The organism is Winogradskyella sp., assembly GCF_016744625.1.
Taxonomy (GTDB): domain Bacteria; phylum Bacteroidota; class Bacteroidia; order Flavobacteriales; family Flavobacteriaceae; genus Winogradskyella.
Window position 1 is genome coordinate 10,160 of the sequence record NZ_JADGDZ010000101.1, and the last position, 1,152, is coordinate 11,311.

Sequence of the window (1,152 nt, forward strand, 5' to 3'; positions counted from 1 at the left end):
ACAAAAGACAGTGTGTCTGAAGTTGTACCAGTTATAGTTCCTGCACAGACATCAGTAGTTGTAGGAACGGTTAATGCTCCGTTACAATCTACAGTTACAGCAGAAAGTGTTGGTGTAATTGGGGTGACATTATCTTGAACAGTTATAACTGTGGTGCATGAATCTGTTTGCCCAAGAGAATCTTCAGCAGTCAAAGTTACAGTTATAGGTGTTCCAATATCAGAACAATCAAAAGTATCAATATCTATAGTTAAAGTGGGTGTGCTAAAATCGTCAGTAGATCCATTATCAATGTCAGAAGCAACTATAGTAGCATTACCAGAAGCATCAAGTTGTACTGTTAATGTACTAATACAATTTGCCATAGGAGGATTATCTGCCCTGAAAGTAGCAGTAAAGTTGTTTCCATTATTATTCACATAATAAGGTGGATTTTGATTTGTTCCGTTAATAGAATAATTAGCATGTGTTAAGACTTCTAACGTGTAATCTCCAGAAGCTAATCCATTTAATAAATTTGTGTTTAAATTGTTCGTAATCCATTCTTGGTTATCTCCATTGCCACCACATGCAGCACCAATAAAAGTGTTAACGGTTGTGCTTAAATTGATGTCTGTAAATGTAGGCGTAAGAGGTCTACTTCCAGTTTGGTATATAATGTAATGTAACCAGCCCGAAGTAATATCATCAGTTGCATTGCACTTCCATATATTGTTTTGACCACCATTTAAGATTAGTGTTCCATTTGATGTTCCAAAAGTTCCTAGAGAAGCTCCATTGAAATCAAATACAGGAGTATTTATTGTTGTATCGGTTGGAGAAAATAAATCGTATAAATTATTTCCAGATCCACTATCTAAAATAACAAAACTTTCAAAGATACCAGATTGTGCATGAAAATTAGTGATAAAAAACAATCCTAAGACTGCAATCAATAGCTTTGTAGAGAGATGCTTCATTTAATATTAAAAATCAGATATATTCAATCTTAGAATTATTCTAGGTAAGACTTGGGGTTATTGAAATAATAAATAGATGAAAGGGGTTACGAATTTAGGTACATAGAAGGTGTTTCGCTGAATTAATTCGTTGAAAGGCAGATATACTCTTTTAATTTGACTAGTTGATGATTATAGGGTTGTAATGTGCTTA

Annotated in this window: 1 protein-coding gene; it reads right to left on the reverse strand. The window is 33.6% G+C overall.

All coding sequences use genetic code 11. The features are described from left to right. The coding region (locus QZZ53_RS15140) for a hypothetical protein (protein ID WP_296386225.1) at positions 1–959 on the reverse strand (959 nt) is incomplete at its 3' end. Positions 960–1,152 lie beyond the last annotated feature (193 nt).